At 66.4% G+C, this 15238-nt stretch carries 13 protein-coding genes; 4 read left to right on the top strand and 9 right to left on the bottom strand.

The window, feature by feature from the left end:
* Positions 1 to 9: 9 nt before the first annotated feature.
* The 3 genes from ACIQ0W_RS10770 to ACIQ0W_RS10760 are packed head-to-tail and all read right to left on the bottom strand — an operon-like array spanning position 10 to position 2535.
* Entirely contained in the window at positions 10 to 1071 is a 1062-nt protein-coding gene (locus ACIQ0W_RS10770) for a 4-oxalomesaconate tautomerase (RefSeq protein WP_396642782.1), read from the bottom strand.
* Positions 1058 to 1783 carry a 4-carboxy-4-hydroxy-2-oxoadipate aldolase/oxaloacetate decarboxylase gene (locus ACIQ0W_RS10765; protein WP_396642781.1) on the bottom strand — a complete coding sequence of 242 codons (726 nt, stop codon included), beginning with the start codon at positions 1781 to 1783 and terminating at the stop codon, positions 1058 to 1060. Before ACIQ0W_RS10765 ends, ACIQ0W_RS10770 begins: the two co-directional genes overlap by 14 nt.
* Positions 1780 to 2535: a PIG-L deacetylase family protein gene (locus ACIQ0W_RS10760; protein ID WP_304686007.1), complete on the bottom strand. Its 756-nt coding sequence runs from the start codon at positions 2533 to 2535 to the stop codon at positions 1780 to 1782. The genes ACIQ0W_RS10765 and ACIQ0W_RS10760 overlap by 4 nt, the downstream gene beginning before the upstream one ends.
* 154 nt (positions 2536 to 2689) lie before the next feature.
* Here ACIQ0W_RS10760 and ACIQ0W_RS10755 point away from each other — a divergent pair, with 154 nt between their 5' ends.
* The gene (locus tag ACIQ0W_RS10755) at positions 2690 to 4093 is read left to right on the top strand and encodes an aminomethyl transferase family protein (RefSeq protein ID WP_396642780.1); all 1404 of its coding nucleotides are present in this window, start codon (positions 2690 to 2692) and stop codon (positions 4091 to 4093) included.
* A gap of 87 nt (positions 4094 to 4180) precedes the next feature.
* Here the strand turns inward: ACIQ0W_RS10755 and ACIQ0W_RS10750 are convergent, their stop codons facing one another.
* From ACIQ0W_RS10750 to ACIQ0W_RS10740, 3 genes are all read right to left on the bottom strand, one after another.
* Positions 4181 to 4648 carry an HtaA domain-containing protein gene (locus ACIQ0W_RS10750; RefSeq protein ID WP_396642779.1) on the bottom strand — a complete coding sequence of 156 codons (468 nt, stop codon included), beginning with the start codon at positions 4646 to 4648 and terminating at the stop codon, positions 4181 to 4183.
* Between the two features lie 6 nt (positions 4649 to 4654).
* Positions 4655 to 6139 (bottom strand): aldehyde dehydrogenase, encoded by a 1485-nt coding sequence (locus ACIQ0W_RS10745; RefSeq protein WP_396642778.1) that lies wholly within the window; start codon positions 6137 to 6139, stop codon positions 4655 to 4657.
* A 151-nt stretch (positions 6140 to 6290) separates the two neighbouring features.
* On the bottom strand, positions 6291 to 7589 hold the full coding sequence (locus ACIQ0W_RS10740; protein ID WP_396642777.1) for a PucR family transcriptional regulator: 1299 nt from the start codon (positions 7587 to 7589) through the stop codon (positions 6291 to 6293).
* Positions 7590 to 7804: 215 nt separating this feature from the next.
* On the opposite strand from ACIQ0W_RS10740, the gene ACIQ0W_RS10735 reads away from it, so the two are divergent.
* Complete coding sequence (locus ACIQ0W_RS10735; RefSeq protein WP_396642776.1) at positions 7805 to 8746, top strand: hypothetical protein; 942 nt, start codon at positions 7805 to 7807, stop codon at positions 8744 to 8746.
* Between the two features lie 61 nt (positions 8747 to 8807).
* On the opposite strand, the gene ACIQ0W_RS10730 is transcribed toward ACIQ0W_RS10735, so the two are convergent.
* The 3 genes from ACIQ0W_RS10730 to ACIQ0W_RS10720 all read right to left on the bottom strand — a co-directional run bounded on the left by ACIQ0W_RS10730 (position 8808) and on the right by ACIQ0W_RS10720 (position 11643).
* Positions 8808 to 9338 (bottom strand): flavin reductase family protein, encoded by a 531-nt coding sequence (locus ACIQ0W_RS10730; RefSeq protein ID WP_396642775.1) that lies wholly within the window; start codon positions 9336 to 9338, stop codon positions 8808 to 8810.
* A 13-nt stretch (positions 9339 to 9351) separates the two neighbouring features.
* Complete coding sequence (locus ACIQ0W_RS10725) at positions 9352 to 10554, bottom strand: acyl-CoA dehydrogenase family protein (RefSeq protein WP_396642774.1); 1203 nt, start codon at positions 10552 to 10554, stop codon at positions 9352 to 9354.
* 123 nt (positions 10555 to 10677) lie between these two features.
* Positions 10678 to 11643 (bottom strand): LysR family transcriptional regulator, encoded by a 966-nt coding sequence (locus ACIQ0W_RS10720; RefSeq protein WP_396642773.1) that lies wholly within the window; start codon positions 11641 to 11643, stop codon positions 10678 to 10680.
* A 206-nt stretch (positions 11644 to 11849) separates the two neighbouring features.
* Here ACIQ0W_RS10720 and ACIQ0W_RS10715 point away from each other — a divergent pair, with 206 nt between their 5' ends.
* Together ACIQ0W_RS10715 and ACIQ0W_RS10710 are read left to right on the top strand one after the other, a co-directional pair.
* Positions 11850 to 13124, top strand: a complete 1275-nt coding sequence (locus tag ACIQ0W_RS10715) for an ABC transporter substrate-binding protein (RefSeq protein ID WP_396642771.1) — start codon at positions 11850 to 11852, stop codon at positions 13122 to 13124.
* 178 nt (positions 13125 to 13302) lie between these two features.
* A complete protein-coding gene (locus ACIQ0W_RS10710; protein WP_396642770.1) occupies positions 13303 to 15219 on the top strand; it encodes an FAD-dependent monooxygenase in 1917 nt (638 codons plus the stop codon).
* The last annotated feature ends 19 nt before the right edge of the window (positions 15220 to 15238 follow it).

Below are 15238 nucleotides of genomic sequence, written 5' to 3'. Positions count from 1 at the left end.
TATTCAGGTTTACAGTCGCGGACGCGGAAAGACCGTGCCGTCGAAGATCTTGCGCGCCGTGCGCTCGGACACGGATGTGCCGTACCAGGCGCCGTCCGCCCGTTGCTCGACGGCGACCCGGGCGGGAAAAGCCCCGGTCGGGTGCTCGATCAGGCTGGGATCGCCGTCCGCGTCGACCGCGAGGTCGGACCCGACGGCCCCGGGGATCCGGATGCCGGCGGCAACGGATGCCGCCATCAGCACCCCGATCGAGGTGTGTACGCGCGAGGGAATGAAAGCGCGCGTCGAGATGGCACCGCCCGCGCGGGGTGTCGACAGGAGGAGCATCTTGGGCACGGTCTGCGCCGACACATCCCCGAGTCCCATCAACGAGCCCGCCTGCAGCCGGATCTCTTCGATCTCAGAGGTCAGGTCTGAGCGCCCCTCGAGCTCTTCGGGGCTCTCCGAGCCCGTCGCGCCGAACTCGTCGGCGCGCAGCAGCACCACGGGCATTCCGTTGTCGATCAGCGTGACACGGTGTCCGGCGATCTCGTCCGCAACGTTGCCGGTCGGAAGCAGCGGTGAATCTCCCCCGACCTCGAGCTCGATCGCGCACGCGATCCCGGGCACACCGTCGATCGCGAAGTCTCCGTCGTAGGCGACGACCCCACCGGGGGTGCGGATGCGTGTGCTCGCGACATCCCCCGTGTTCAGCATGCGGATCCGCACCGGCGTCTCGCCGTCCTGCGCTTCGATCAGACCACGCTCGATCGCGAACGGACCGACCCCTGCCAGCAGGTTGCCGCACGTCTGCGCGTCGCTGACGACCGGCTTGTCCACCACGACCTGCAAGAAGAGGTAGTCGACGTCTATGCCGGGTTCGCTCGACCGCGAGACGATCGCGACCTTGCTCGTGAGCGGATGCGCTCCCCCGAGTCCGTCGATCTGGGCGGGATCGGGGCTGCCCATCACGCGCAGCATGAGGTCGTTGCGCTCCACGGGGTCTTCCGGCACGTCGTCCGCGACGAAATAGGCACCCTTCGAGGTGCCGCCCCGCATCAGCATGCAGCGGATGCCCTCAGCGACCGCCATGCTCCGCCTCGAACTCCGACTCGCTGAGATAGCGTCCGCCCAGGTCCGCGAAGACCTGGCGCAGGCCCTTGCGGTCGAGGCTCAGTTCACCGCCCTGATAGGCGGCGCGGTCCGCCGCCTCCTTCTCGACACGGGTGTCGGATGCCGCCAAGACCCGCTCGGCATCGGCCCGCGGTACACACATGACACCGTCGTCATCGGCGATGACCACGTCGCCCGCCCGGACGACGACTCCCCCGACCACGATGGGGACGTTGACCGAGCCAGCCGTGGCCTTGACCGTACCCTGAGCGTTCATCGCGCTCGACCACACCGGAAAGCCCATCTCCCGCAGATCGACGACATCGCGCACACCGGTCGTCGTGACGAGTCCGCGCACCCCGCGCTGCGCGAGCGCCGTCGCGAACAGCTCACCGAATGCGCCGTCGACGGAGGGCGAGGTCGTGGAGACCACGAGGATGTCGCCGGGCTGGCACTGCTCGATCGCGACGTGGATCATGAGGTTGTCGCCGGGCCACGACAGCACGGTGACCGCGGATCCCGCGATGCGCGAGCCATCCTGAATCGGACGGATGTCCGCCCCGACGAGCCCGATGCGACCCATCGCCTCGTGCACCGTCGCGACGCCGTGCACACCGAGGGCGTCGATCGTCGCCGCGTCAGCGCGGGCGATGTCGGTGACGACCAGCCCCGTCTGCTGGGTGCCGGTCATCCGAGCACGTCCGTCACCTGCGGGTAGTAGCGCATGTACGCCTCACCCATGGTGTCGACGGGCAGACCGAGGTTCGGGCCGGCGTTCCGCTTGACCTGCACTCCCCGACGCACGGCGAGCGAGGTGTAGTACTCCCACATGTGCTTCTGCGCCGGCAGGCACTCCATGGCCTTCTGCTTGAGCGGGAACGCCGCCGTGATGTCGAGCAGCACGTTCGGTTTGAAGTCCGACTGCTCGGGCTGATGCGGCTCGAAGAAGAAGACGGGCGGAGCGCCGATGATGTCGTCCGTGCCGGGATACGAGCCATCCGAATTCGCCACGCCGATGGCCTGGGCGAGCACGCGCGCCTGCAGCGCCATCCGTGCCGCGGCGGGGTGGTCACCGTTGTAGGGGTCGGCGAGCGGATGCGTCAGCACCACGGTCGGCTGCGTGCGACGGAAGACGTCCACCAGCTTCTGCACCGCCTCGGGCGACTCGATCAAGGGGTAGTCGCCGAGGTCGAGGAACTCGATGTCGGCGCCCAGCGCCGTCGCCGCGGCCGTTGCCTCGTCGCGGCGGATCGCCTTGATCTCGTCGAGCGGCTTGCCCGCAAGCCACTGGCTCGCCGATTCGCCGCGCTCTCCATAAGAGAGGCACACGACGGTGGCTCGCTCGCCGCGCAGGGTCGCGGCGGCGATCGCGCCGCCCGCGCGCCAGACGAAATCGCCCGCGTGGGCGCTGACGACAAGAAGTGAAGGGGTGGTGTCTGCCATGGGAACTCCTGACTTGTAGGGACAGCGAATCACACGACTAGCGCGATGGTCAAGATTTTGGTTACAATTCTGGCGACGCTAATCACTCTGGACATAGTGATTTGTCCCCACGTACCATCAGGACCACACGACAAAGATGTTGAAAGGAACAACCATGGCCGGCAATCTGCAGGAAGTACTCGACGAGGCGGGAAACACCGTCGAGATGCTTCGCAACTCGAAGCTCGGCACTTACATCTACCCCGTGGTGCCGGCCGAGTTCTCCAACTGGCGCCGCGAGCAGATCGCCTGGCGCGAGGCGGCCGTGCTGTTCGATCAGACCCACCACATGGTGAACCTGTTCGTCTCGGGCCCCGATGCCCTCAAGCTGCTCGCCGAGACCGGCATCAACAGCTTCACGAACTTCCCGGTCAACACGGCCAAGCAGTTCGTCCCGACCGCCTCCAACGGTGGCGTGATCGGTGACGGCATCCTGTTCCGCGAGGGCGAGAACGACTACGTCTACGTCGGCCGTGCACCGGGTGCCAACTGGCTGCAGTACCACGCCGAAACCGGCGGCTATAAGGTCGACGTCACCTACGACGACCGCTCCAACTCGCGCCCGTACGGCGAAGCCGTGTCGCGCAAGTACTACCGCTTCCAGATCCAGGGTCCGAACGCCTGGCCGATCATCGAGAAGCTCAACGGCGGCGAGCTCGAGAAGGTCAAGTTCTTCCACATGGGCGAGCTGACGATCGCGGGCGAGAAGGTTCACACCCTCCGTCACGGCATGGCCGGCGCACCCGGCCTCGAGCTGTGGGGCCCCTACGAGCAGCACGGCAAGATCCGTCAGGCCATCCTCGAGGCCGGAGCCGAGTTCGGCATCGAGCCCTGTGGCTCGCGCGCCTACTCCTCGAACACGCTGGAGTCGGGCTGGATCCCCTCGCCGCTGCCCGCCATCTACTCGAGCGAGGCCGAGCGTGGCTACCGCGAGTGGCTTCCCGCGAACAGCTACGAGGCCATCAACGCCCTCGCCGGCTCGTTCGTCTCGGACAACATCGAGGACTACTACCTCAGCCCCTGGGAGCTCGGTTACGGTTCGTTCGTGAAGTTCGACCACGACTTCATCGGTCGCGACGCGCTCGAGAAGATCGACCCCGAGACCCAGCGCAAGAAGGTCACGCTCGCCTGGAACGACGAGGATCTGAAGAAGATCCTCACGAGCGTGATCGACCGCGAGGGCGTCGGCTACCAGTTCTTCGACCTGCCGAACGCGAACTACGGATCGTCCAACTACGACGCCGTGATCGACGCCGACGGCAACACCGTCGGCCTGTCGCTCTTCACCGGCGTCACGGCGAACGAGAAGCGTGGACTGTCGCTCGCTACCGTCGACCGCGACGTGCCGATCGGCACCGAACTGCAGGTCGTCTGGGGCGAGCCCAACGGCGGCTCTGGCAAGACCACGGTCCAGCCGCACGAGCAGATCGCAGTCCGCGCGGTCGTCAGCCCGGTCCCGTACGCCGAGACCGCCCGCCAGGAATACCAGGGCGGATGGCGCTCGACCGGTCAGCTCTGATCTGATCTGATCCTCCACCGCAGATGGCCCGCACCCTTTCGGGGGCGCGGGCCATCTGCGGTGGAAATCGCGCAACGACGACCCCGCTCACGTCGATATCGGCACGTACGCGACGACGGATGCCTCGTCGGCCTCCGAGTACTGGGGTCCGAGCCAGGCGGCTCCCTCCGCGGTCAGCTGCGCTCCCACCGCCTCGATGGGCTCCCCCTCGACCGCCGGCAGCACCGCAACGACGACGCGGGCTGAGCCCTCGCTCGGGACGACGCTCAGGAACGCGCGACCGTCACCGAATGCGAGCCACGGGTCACACGCGGTGATCCGCAGCATCCCCCGATGACCGATGATCTGGACCGTTCCCGCGAACCGCACCTCGCCGCGCGCGCGGGACACCTCGGGGAAGAAGAACCGTGGCGGGTGCGCGCCGTCGACGAGGTCCGCGACCCCGTCGACGGCGACGACGCCGTCAGGCAGATGCGCGACATAGCTGGTCAGGCTCTCGCGAATCCCCCATTCGAGACCGGAAGGACGTCGACTCTTGGTCCGACGAAACAACATCGGCGCTCACGCGAAGTGATAGATCGACTTGACCTGCTGGTACGCAGCGAGACCCTCGGCTCCGAACTCCTTGCCATAGCCGCTCTGCTTGACCCCACCGAACGGCGCCCCGATGTCGGGGATGTAGCCGTTGATGCCGATCGTTCCGGTCTGCACGCCGCGGGCGACCGCCATAGCCCGGTCGTCATCGGTCGACCAGACCGAACCTCCCAGGCCGTAGTCGGAGTCGCTCGCGATGCGGATGGCATCCGCATCGTCGTCGTAACCGATGACCGTGAGCACCGGTCCGAAGATCTCTTCCTGCGCGATCCGCGCGGTGTTGTCGAGGCCGGCGAACAGGGTGGGGCGCACAAAGTGGCCGCGGTCCCAGCCATCCGGTCGTCCGCTGCCCCCGACGACGACGCGTCCGCCTTCGCTCTTTCCGATCTCGATGTAGTTCGCCACGCGCTCCTGCTGGTTCTTGCTCGCCATCGGCCCGATCAGCGTCGCGTCGTCGAGCGGGTCACCGACGGGCGAGAACCGCATGAGGGTCGCCAGCACGTCGACGACCTCGTCGTACCGACGCCGCGGCGCGAGAACCCGCGTGCCGAGGAAGCAGACCTGCCCGTTGTTGGCGAGGGTCGACGCAAAGAAGCTCTGACCCATCTTCTCCAGATCGAGGTCGGCATCGTCGAGAATGATCGCCGCCGACTTTCCGCCGAGCTCGAGGCTGACGGGGCGCAGCAGTTCGGCGCAGGCTTTGGCGACCGCGCGCCCCCCGGTTGTCGAGCCCGTGAACGCGACTTTGTCGACACCCGGGTGCGACACGATGTAGGCACCGAGGTCGCGACCACCGGGCAAGATACTGACGACGCCCTCGGGCACACCCGCGGCCTCGATCGCGTCGGCAAGAATGAACGCGTCGAGGACTGTCTCGGGTGAGGGCTTGAGGATGATCGTGTTGCCCGCCGCGAGCGCGGGGGCGAGCTTGGTCATCGTGAGCGACTGCGGCACGTTCCACGGCACGATCCCGGCAACGACGCCGATGGGCATGCGGCGCACCGTCGTGCGGGCGACGAAGATACCGGGGCGCTCTTCTTCCACGGCCTGCTTGCGCGCAAGGTCGGCGTAGAAACGCAGCGTGGCGGCCGGGTAAGGGGCCTCGAGAGCACGAGCGATCGTGATGGGCATGCCGTTCTGCATCGAGATCACGCGCACGGTCTCGTCGGCACGTGCCTGGACCTCGTCGGCGAGCTTCTCGACGACCGCTGCACGCTCGGCCGGGTCCCACGTCGACCAGCCCTGCGGGTCATCGAACGCACGACGTGCCGCCGCGACCGCGCGGTCGACGTCGGCCTCCGTCGCTTCGGGAACGGACCCGATGATTTCTTCGGTCGTCGCGGAGCGCACCGTGATGCGCCGGGCCGATGCGGGCTTCTGCCAGGCACCACCGATGAACAGGTCGGTGTGATCGACGTCGGTCGACAGGTTCGTGGGCATCGTGAGGCTCATGATCTCTCCTTCGGGATCAGCGGCGGAATGGTTGCCGTAATACATCTGGCCACACGGCCGGCGTGTCAGGCACCGTCCGCGAGTCCAGAGAATCCGATCGGTCCTGGTACTGCGGTACGGCGCCCCGTCCCAGGGTGCAAGATCACGGGCTTCAGGACTCGGACTGCTCCAGCAGGAGAGCAAGCAGCGCCGCGGCGTAGAGCTCGTGACGACGCGAGGCGATCGGACGACCGATCGCCTGTTCGATGCGCTTGAGCCGGTAGACGACCGTGTTCCGGTGGATCCGCAAACGCTCGGCCGTGTCCGCCAGGGATTGCCCCGTCTCGAGGTAGAGCCGCAGCGTCTCGCGGTTCTCTCGATCCGAGACCGCCCCGGTTGCGAGCGCCCCGAGTTCGGTCGCGACGAACCATTCGGCACGCTCGGGATCGCGCAGCAGCAGGCTCAGGTAAGACATCGTCTCGGTATCGGCAATATCCGGGGCGATGCCGAGCGGCAGACGACTGGCGACCGCCGCGTATTCGCGGGCCAGAAGATGGCTCCTCCGGAAGCCCTGCACGCCACGGGCTACGGGCCCGATGGCCACGCCGACCCGTGCTGGGTCACGGCGGATCGAGCGAACGCGCTTCAACGTCGCGGGAGGCGGGTCGTCGGCGAAGGACAGCCAGACCCACAGGGTCCGATCATCGCCCGGCACAATGGTGACGGCGTTCGCGAAGGCGCTCATGCCGATCTGCCGGGCTGCGGTGTCGAGGTGCGGCCCGATCCCTGCGGTGGGATGCCAGAGCACGACGGCGACGTGGTGGCCGGACAGGTCGACGCCCAGGTCGTCGAAACCCTTCGCGTCCCGAACTCCGGGCTTGAGGAGGGCGTCGATCAACGCGCGCTTCATGGCGAGCACCTCACCGTCCAGCTGTGCCTGGGCGACGACGTAGTCGGTGACGAAGCTGTCGACGACCGCGTCGTAGATGGCCGCGCTCGCGCTCAGAACGCTGTGCGCGACATCCCCCGCGCGCTCCCCGGCCGCGGTGAGGAGCTGATCGACCCAGCGCCGCTCGGTGACGCGCACCGCTTGGATGACGAGCGAGGACTCGATTCCGAGGCGAGCTGCCGGAGCGGCGAAGCGGAAGGGAAGGTCGAGGAAGTGTCGCTCCGGGGCGTCGTGCATGAGCCGATAGGAGAACTCCAGCAGCATCCGCGCCGCGGCACGCGCGACCTCCCGGTACGGCACCCGCGAATCGCCCTCGTTCTGATCGCTCACGATGGTCTGAGCGACACGCGCCTCGGCCGCCAACCATCCGAAGAACGACGGGGGAAGCGCCGCCCGCGCGGTTCGTTCTTCGCGCTCGTCGAGCAGAGTGGATACGTCCGCGTCGACATAGCCAGCCGTGACGGCTTCGATCAGCCAGGCAAGGGGCACGCCGGACGCTTCGCGGGATCGCAGCGCGGCCATGGATGCTCCCTCGTTGCGGACTTCTGTGTCGCCTGCGCCCGACTTTACCCACACCGCGCGACAGCATCGCCTGTTCTTTCCGTTCATATTGCGCGGCTGGACCGTGGTACCAAGTCGACCGGTCCCTTTCGTATCGCGCACCGATGTGCGCGCGCTCCGCCCGGGCGCAGTGTGGATCAGCACTTATCGGCCACCGACGCCCGAGGAATGAACGCATGCGCACCAAACCACGCAAATGGATCGAAGCAGAACTCGAGCAGCTCGATCCCCATGTCGACTACGAGCGAATCGTCGCGCTCGGAACGAGCTACTACGTGAGCGACTTCCTGATGGACTACATCTACGCGTTGACGTTTCCGAACTTCATCGCGCCGGCTCGTGGTGCCGAGGCCGTCCTGCGCGCCGGGACGGGCAAGATCTACACGGCCCCGAACAAGCGCATGGACGACACCGGTCGCCACATGTTGATCTGGTGGGAGAACGGCCCGTCACACCCCGCGACCCAGCGGTCCGTCGAGTCCCTCAACCGCCTACACGAACACTGGGCGAAACAGTATCCGGGCAACTTCTCGCATAACGAAGACTACGTTTACACCCTCTGCTACGAGGCGGCCTTCATGCATCGAATGCGCCTGAGGATCGGTCTGCCGGGCTTCCCCGAGAAGGTCCAGATGGCCTCGGTCGAGTTCTGGAGCCGGATGGCAAAGCTGTTCCGCAACGCAGGCACGGGCGAACCGCTCCACGGCTTTCCGGCGGATTTCGCGGGGATCATGGCGTACATGGACGACTACGAGGCCCGCGACTGGGGCGACAACTCGCACGGAGGGGCCGTCATGGAGCGGATGCTGACGCCGTTCGCCGAACGCCACTTCCCCCGTCTCCTGCACCCGGTGGCGCGAGCCATGGTCCTGGGGATGTATCCGGACCACATCTTCCGCACCTACGGCATCGCCCGACCCGGACCCATCACCCGGTGGTTCGCCCAGTCCTTCATGAAGGTCGGCTTGACGATGAGTGAGCGCTACCTACCGGACCCCGAGGTCACTCTCGCTGAGAAGCACCGCCAGGCGCGCGCGGCCAAGGCACAGACGCACGTGCGTCATGCCGACCGGCCCCGTGCGATTCGAGAAGCCGAGGACGTCGCGGCGACCAGCTGATCGGGGGGACGGCGCACGCCTGATCCGGGGCGATGACCACCGGATCGGGCGTGCGCCGCATTCACGACCGGGATTGGGCGACGAGTTCGGTCGGCTGGGCGACGGACTCGGCGTTGAGCCGATGCCAGGTGCGGTTCTGATAGACCAGGCCGTCGGGTAGCTCAGCTCCGTGGTCAAGACGCGACTCCACGGCAGTCGCGACGAAAACCGTCGATCCGCCTGCGTCGATCCGGTGCAGGATGCGCGCACGCAGCCATGTGTGCGCGTCGTCGAAGACGGGTTCGCCCGTGTCGAGTCGCCTCCAGCGCGTCGTGTCGGCGAACCGATCGATGCCACTCGTCGCGCCCAAGACGGCCAGATCGAGATTCTCTGCCGAGAGAAGGTGGACCACGACCGTATCGGCCAGTCGGAGCACGACGGCGCTGGAACTGTGCACCGAAACCGAGAACATCAGCAGGGGCGGGTCGGCACTGACGGCCGACACGGAAGACGCGGTCAGCGCAATCGGGACGCCGTGCGCGTCGGCGGTGATCAGGGCGACCCCCGCCGGATGCGAACGAAAGGCGGCCTTGAAGTCATCGGGGCTGATCATCGTCCGTCCGCTCTCATGAGACCGAGGCAAGGTACCGGATGGCGCCCTGGCGCCAGTTCAGGGTCACGTGATGCGAGATCATCTCGACATCGCGCTTGGCGCGCGAGATCGGGTGCTCCGCATTACCCGCCCGTGCGCCGACGAGCGAGAAGATCTGCTGTACCGAGCGCAGAGCCGTGCGCGTGACGAGCGCATTGTCACGGGCTTCTCGGGCGGTATCGGCCTCGCTGGACTCCTCGCGCAGGCGCGCCCGCTCGGATGCCTCGAAGCTCCGCTTCTCAATCAGCAGGCGTGCCATCTGAATGTCACCCTGCGCCTGGGCGAATTCGCTGGCCACGTACTCCTGCTCGGAGAGGCTCACGGAGCCGCCGAGCGCGTTGGCGACACGGGTAGACGACCCGACCGTCTCGGCGAAGTGCTCGGCAGCACCCCACGCGGCACCGACGGCACATGACGCGAACGGGAAACGACCGTGGGAGGGCCATGTCGCGTACATCGTGTCGAACGTGGGATGCATCGACCGGCGCTCCTTCAGCTTTCGCACGGTGTCCGCGGTCCGCTGGACACGGTGCTCGGGAACGAAGACGTCGGTCACCGACATCGAACGACTGCCCGTGCCGCGCATGCCGGTCGGGTGCCAATCGTCGATCGTCTCCGCATCGTCGTGCGGCACGAGGAACATGTGACCCTCGCCGTCGTCACCGACGGGGGCGTTGAAAATGAGCCACTCGGAGAAGTCAGACCCGCTGCAGAATCCCCACTTACCGGTCAACAGGTATCCGCCGTCCACTTTCTTCACGACGGCCTTCGGATTGAGGTTGGTGTTGCCGGCGAGAGTGGCATACGTATCGGATCCCCAGATCTCGTCTTGGACCTCTTCGGGGTAGGCGAGGATCGCCATGTTGTCGGAGCTGAGGATCGAGAACACCCACGCCGTGGAGGCGCATCCGCGCGCCAGGTTCATCGCGATGCGCGCGTGCTCGTGCTCGCTGAGTTCGAGCCCACCGTACTTCTTGGGCTTGAGCACGTGCAGCAGGCCGGCATCGCCCAGACGACGATAGGTGTCGTCGGGAATTCGCCGATCACGGTCGACATCGGCGGCCCGCTCACGCAGGAGGGGAATCAGCCCCTCGGCAGCGGCGACGACGTCGTCAGCCGTCAGGTGGGACGAGGGAGCGGCGCGCCGCTCGGTGGTCGGGATCAACGTCGTGGACATGGTGGCCGCCTCTCCCGCAGCGTCGATGCTGCGGTGGTCTGGTGAGTGATAAGACCATCCTCACCAGGGCCCTATTATGCGGTCAAACAGAACAATTCGACGATAAAGCTCACGAAAATCGCTTTAATCAGTGCCCGTGTAGGCGTCTCCGCGCGCGTACTGTCGGCGTACCAGGTCGGCCAGCGCCCGCGCCCGGCTCGAGAGAGCCACTCCCCGAGCCCAGGCGAAGACTACCGATACCGATGGCGGCGGCGGCACGATCTCGCGTTCGAGGATCGGCAGCCCTTCGTAGCTCAGCTTGTTGGCCGGACGTTGCACCAATACGGCGTAGGCGGAGTCGGAGCGGGCCACGATCGAGCGAGTCAGCTCGAACGCGTGCGTGAGGTGCCGTACGCGCGGAGTCAGCCCCCGCGCCTCGAAGATCGACATGGCGTAGCGGGTGCTGGGCGTCTGATCGAACAGGACGAAGGGAAGGTCGGCCAGCTCCTCGAGCGCCACGACCTTCTTGTTCGCGAGCGGGTTGCCGGCGCCGAAGAGGGCGTATCCGCGCGCCGCGTACAACTCGAACGTCTCGAGCGCCTCGAACCCGCCCATGTCATACATGATCGCCACGTCGATCGCCCCCGAACGCAGCGCGGCGGTGAGCTCGTCCTGCGCTCCCACGACGAAGTCGATGGAGACCTGTGGATGCAGCGTCTCGTACTCCTCGAGGATGCGTGGGAGCACGGCGGGCGCGAGCGTAGCGAAACACCCCAGCACGACGGGCCCGACCAATTCCGACCCGCCGCCCTGCACCGCGTAGTTCAGCTCAGCGACATCGTTCAGCAGGCGCCGCGCTTTCTCGAGGACGAGAGTTCCCGTGGAGGTGAGCGTGACACCCTGAGCACGACGGCGAACGCAGAGCTCAGCCCCCAGCGCACGCTCGAGCTCGGTGATCGAGGCCGAGATGGCGGACGGCGAGAACCGCAGCGTCTTCGCGGCACCGCTGATCGTGCCGGCGTCCGCTGCGGCGACGAAGTGGGCGAGTTGACGGAAGGTGAGCTCACCACGGGTGAGCTGACCCTCGAGGGTGGGATCGACATTGACCATGTGCTCACTGTATAACCCAGCAAAACCGTGCTTCATCCTCGCATTGTTCTGTTTGACCGTCGAAAGAGCGCCCGCACAGGATGGTCACGGATTCACATCCCGGTCAGGCGCCCACTCAGGTCGCGGCCGCGACGCCATCACCAGACCGCCGAGTTCAGCGACGACCCCGGCGGGATGAGCGTCACCATCACGGGAGGCACAGCTCGATGAAGATCTCAGGTTCCTCGCGTCGCGCGTACGCGACGCTCGCAACGATTAGCGTCATCGCCTTGGCGATGACCGGATGCGCTCGAGGGGGTGGGGGCTCGGGCGATGCGAGCGACGGCGCGGTCGAGGCGAGCCCTGGCATAACCGACACATCCATCACGATCGGCACAACGGCGCCGCTCACGGGCAACGCGGCCGGTGTCGGCAACTGCGCCGTCGACGGCGGGCTCGCCTACTTCGGCGCGAAGAACGCCGAGGGCGGTATCGAGTTCGGCGACGGCAAGACCCGCACGGTGGAGTTCACGGCCTACGACGACGGCTACGACCCGCAGCGCGCGCTCGCGAACTTCCAACAGATGCAGGCGGACGGCGCGTTCGCGGCGGCACTGAGTCTCGGCACGCCGACGAACCGCGCGTGGCGCGAGGCCGCCATAGACGCCGAGTTCCCGCAGGTTCTTCTGCAAACGGGCGACCCGCTGTTCAGCGACCGCGAAGAAAGTCCGTGGCAGTTGGGCCTGCTTCCGGTTTACCAGCAGGAGGGCGAGGCTTTCGGCGAACTGCTCGCCAATTCCCCCGACGACCACAAGGTCGCCATCCTGTTCCAGAACGACGACTTCGGTCAGGGCTACGTCGAGGGCTTCATGGCGGCTATCGAGGACGCTGACAACGTCGAAGTCGTCAAGGAGCTGGGCTACGAGGCCACCTCGACCGACGTGAACGCCCAGATCACCGACCTCGCGTCGACGGGTGCCGACGTATTCCTCAACGCCATGTCTTCGCTGGCACCGCTCGTGATCGGCTCGCTGCAGCAGGCCGACACCATCGGGTGGCACCCCAGCATCTTCCTCCCCTCGGTCTCTGCGAGCCCCGCAGCGTTCCTCATCCCCTCCGGAGTGGCCGACACCTTCCCGGGTATCTACACCACGGCATCGTCAATGACCGTGGGCTCGCCGCTGTTCACGGAGGACCCGAACAGCACGGTGTTCCTCGACGCGCTCGCGGAATACACGACGCAGCCGGGTGAGCCCAGTTTCCCGCAGTGCCTCTGGAGCTGGATCGGAGCATCGGTGCTCGAGCAGGCGTTCATGAAGATGGAGGAACCGACGCGGGAGAGCTTCATGGAGGCCCTCCGCTCGATCAGCGATTACTCGGCGCCGTTCCTCCTCGACGGCGGCGTGATCGACACGACGACCGATGACCGACCGGCCATGAGCACCGTCGTCGTCCAGAAGTACAACGGGGCTGGCTTCACGATCGTCGACGCGCTCGACTGATCGACTCCCCACCGAAGGGCGCACGAACGAGTGGTTCGTGCGCCCTTCGTCATGACCGCCTCGTGACGCGGATGCTCCGAACGAGCACGGTCGTGCACAAGGTGGGTATACGGTGATATTGTACGTATACGGACGATCTTTCATGATCGACGCTGCCGCGCATCGAAGGAGATATGACATGCAGTTCTACCGTGACGGGTATCGGCCCGGCGATCCCGACGAGCTTCCGGCCCGGGGCTACGGACTCACCCGATCCGTCGACATGCCCAGCGAGGTCGATGTGCTGATCGTCGGAACCGGTCCCGCCGGCTGCGTCCTGGGCGCCCAACTGGCGGCCTTCCCCGACATCGACACCCGAATCGTCGAGCGCCGGAACGGCCCCCTACAGGTCGGGCAGGCAGATGGAGTCGCATGCCGCACGGTCGAGATGTTCCAGAGCTTCGGTCTTGCCGAGGCTCTCGTGCGCGAGGCCTACTGGGTCAACGAAACGCGCTTCTGGGGGCCATCTGATGAGGACCGCTCGCGCATCGTTCGCACGGGATGGGTCGACGACACCCCCGAGGGACTCAGTGAGTTCCCGCACGTCATCGTGAACCAAGCACGCATGCAGGAGTACCTGCTCGATCACATGGAGTCCTCGGCCAGCAAGCTGGTTCCGGATTACGGCATCGAATTCGTGGACCTGACGGTTCTCGACGGCGACTATCCGGTCGAGGTGCGGCTGCGTCGAGCCGACACAACGGGCGAGAGCGAGTTCACGATCCGCGCCCGATACGTCGTCGGTTGCGACGGGGCCCGCAGCTCCGTCCGTCAGGCGATCGGCCTCGAACTGAAGGGTGACGCCGCCAACCATGCCTGGGGCGTGATGGATGTGCTGGCCACGACCGACTTTCCGGATTGGCGCACGAAGAACGTGATCCAGTCCGCGGGGCGCGGCAGCCTCATCATGATCCCCCGCGAGGGTGGGAACATGGTGCGCTGCTACGTTGATCTCGGCGCCGTACCCGCCGGAGACAGCCGCGTTCGGCAGACCACGGTCGAGCAGCTCACCGCCGTCACCAACTCGATCCTGCATCCCTATTCCATAGCCGTCCGCTCGGTCGCCTGGTCTTCCGTCTACGAGGTCGGCCAACGACTCAGCGATCGTTTCGACAACGCCGATACCGCGCCCGAGCCGAGCGTGTTCATCGCGGGTGACGCGTGCCACACCCATTCAGCAAAGGCCGGACAGGGCATGAACGTGTCGATGCAGGATGCCTTCAATCTGGGCTGGAAGCTCGCCGCGGTCTTGCAGGGGCGCTCCCCCGTCGAGCTTCTTCGGACGTACTCGGCCGAGCGCCAATCCGTGGCCAAGGACCTGATCGAGTTCGATCGGTTCTGGTCGGCGTTCGTCGCGCAGCCGACATTCGACCCGGATCACCCCGAGGAAGGCGGCGTGACGGCGACCGAACTGCGAGACGAGTTCGCCCGGCAGGGCCGGTACACCGCCGGACTCGCCACGACCTATCAACCCTCGACGCTGACGGGCACGAGCCAGTACCAGTCACTGGCCTCTGGCTTCGTCATCGGTACGAGATTCCACTCGACCCCTGTCGTGCGTCTCGCCGACGCCAAGCCGATGGAGCTCGGGCACGCTCATCGAGCCGACGGACGATGGCGAATCTACGCATTCGCTTCGGGTGACGATGCGGAACTCCTGAGCACCGCTTCGTGGCTGTCCGACGCTCCGGACTCGCCCTTGCGGGTTTTCGCCGCGGACGCGGACGACCTCGACGCGGTCATCGATGTGCACGGCGTCTTCCGATCCGGGCACCACGAAATCGACGTAACCCGCCTTCCCGCAGCGCTGATCCCGCGCACGGGCCCGTTGCATCTCCAGGACTGGGAGAAGGCGTGGGCAAAGCATCCGAAGCGCGACATATTCGCCGAGCGTGGGATCGCCGATGCGGGAGCGCTTGTCATCGTGCGACCCGATCAGTACGTCGCTCACGTCCTTCCCCTCGACGCCCGCGCCGAACTGACGGACTTCTTCGCCGGGTTCCTCACCGCACAACCCACCACATCGATCGGGACGGCCCGCCATCCGGGAACCTGACACAGGGGACGAGGCGCAT

The sequence above is a fragment of the Microbacterium sp. genome, assembly GCF_044340635.1.
In the GTDB taxonomy this organism is placed as follows: Bacteria; Actinomycetota; Actinomycetes; order Actinomycetales; family Microbacteriaceae; genus Microbacterium.
The sequence above is the reverse complement of the archived record's forward strand: the minus strand, read 5'-3'. Positions and strand labels throughout refer to the sequence as shown.